This window comes from Aeromonas finlandensis, from assembly GCF_000764645.1.
Taxonomy (GTDB): Bacteria; Pseudomonadota; Gammaproteobacteria; order Enterobacterales; family Aeromonadaceae; genus Aeromonas; species Aeromonas finlandensis.
Map to the genome: position 1 here is coordinate 1 of NZ_JRGK01000373.1, position 1,662 is coordinate 1,662.

General features: G+C 54.6%; 3 protein-coding genes. All 3 read right to left on the bottom strand.

Annotated features, from left to right (window positions below; translation table 11 throughout):
• Positions 1–994: beta-ketoacyl-ACP synthase II (fabF, locus tag LD28_RS0121890; protein ID WP_033138981.1), on the bottom strand; the 994-nt coding region annotated here is incomplete at its 3' end.
• Positions 995–1,075: 81 nt separating this feature from the next.
• A complete protein-coding gene (acpP, locus tag LD28_RS0121895) occupies positions 1,076–1,312 on the bottom strand; it encodes an acyl carrier protein (RefSeq protein WP_005300909.1) in 237 nt (78 codons plus the stop codon).
• Between the two features lie 158 nt (positions 1,313–1,470).
• The coding region (locus LD28_RS0121900) for an SDR family oxidoreductase (protein WP_033138980.1) at positions 1,471–1,662 on the bottom strand (192 nt) is incomplete at its 5' end.

Genomic DNA, 1,662 nt, shown 5'->3' on the forward strand with positions numbered 1-1,662 from the left:
TCAGGGACTTGGCGTGCTCGCCAAACACCGACTTCATGCCACGCAGCTCGGCCACGTCACCCAGCGGGGTGGAGGTGCCGTGAGCATTGATGTAGCCAATCTGCTCGGGGGCAATGCCCGCATCCTTGATGGCATTTTTCATGGCGCGGGCGCCACCGTTGCCATCAGCGGGAGGCGCAGTCATGTGATAGGCGTCACCGCTCATGCCAAAACCGACCAGCTCGGCGTAGATCTTGGCGCCACGGGCCTTGGCGTGTTCGTACTCTTCCAGCACCAGCACCCCGGCACCATCACCCAGCACGAAACCGTCGCGATCCTTGTCCCACGGACGGCTCGCTTTTTGCGGCTCGTCATTGCGGTTGGAGAGCGCCTTGGCCGCAGCAAAACCGCCCATCCCCATCGGGGTAGAGGCTTTTTCGGTACCACCCGCGACCATCACGTCCGCATCACCGTAAGCGATCATCCGGCCCGCCATGCCGATGGCATGGGTACCTGTGGTACAGGCAGTGGTCACTGCGATGTTCGGCCCTTGCAGACCTTTCATGATGGAGAGATGACCGGACACCATATTGATGATGGTGGACGGTACGAAGAAGGGGCTGATCTTGCGCGGGCCACCGTTGACGAGGCTATCGTGGTTCTGTTCAATCAGACCCAGACCGCCAATACCGGAGCCAATCGCTACGCCGACACGCTCGGCATTCTCTTCATTGATGGTCAGGCCGGAATCATCCAGTGCCTGCATACCGGCCGCGATGCCGTATTGAATGAAGAGATCCATCTTGCGCGCGTCTTTACGGTTGATACCGTACTGCTCGGGATCGAAATCCTTGACCAGACCTGCGAAGCGGGTTGCGAACTCGCTGGCATCAAAGTGATCGATAAGGGAAATGCCGCTCTGCCCGTTGAGCAGTGCTTGCCAGCTGGATTCGGCAGTGTTACCCACCGGGGAAAGCATCCCCAAGCCGGTCACCACGACTCTGCGTTTTGACACTGAGGTATCTCCGAGAGGTGATTTGAAAGGGAACAAATACAAAAGAAGCGGCCCTTGGGCCGCTTCTTTCAGAACAGGAACTTATTCCTGATTAGCGGTGATGTAGTCGATAGCCGCTTGAACAGTGGTGATCTTCTCGGCTTCTTCATCAGGAATTTCGGTATCGAATTCTTCTTCCAGCGCCATTACCAGTTCAACGGTATCCAAAGAGTCAGCGCCCAGGTCGTCGACGAAGGAGGCAGCGTTCTTAACGTCTTCTTCTTTAACACCCAGTTGTTCGATGATGATTTTCTTTACGCGTTCTTCGATGTTGCTCATGACCTGAATTTTCCTTTAAAAATACGCTATTTGCGTCTGGTTGGGGTAGTTTATTCAATTGACGTGAGTTTGCAAGTAGCTTGCCGCTGGTCAAACCACGAAATGTGCCAAACTTCGGCGTACTATCGCAAATTTGAACAGATCTCACGACAAATTGATTACACCATGTACATCCCGCCATTAACATGCAGGGTTTCGCCGGTGATATAGGCTGCTTCATCAGAAGCCAAGAATACCACAGCTGCGGCAATTTCTTTTGGATCACCCAAACGGGCGGCAGGCACCTGACTCATGATGCCTGCACGTTGATCGTCATTCAGGGCACGGGTCATGTCGGTTTCGATGAAACC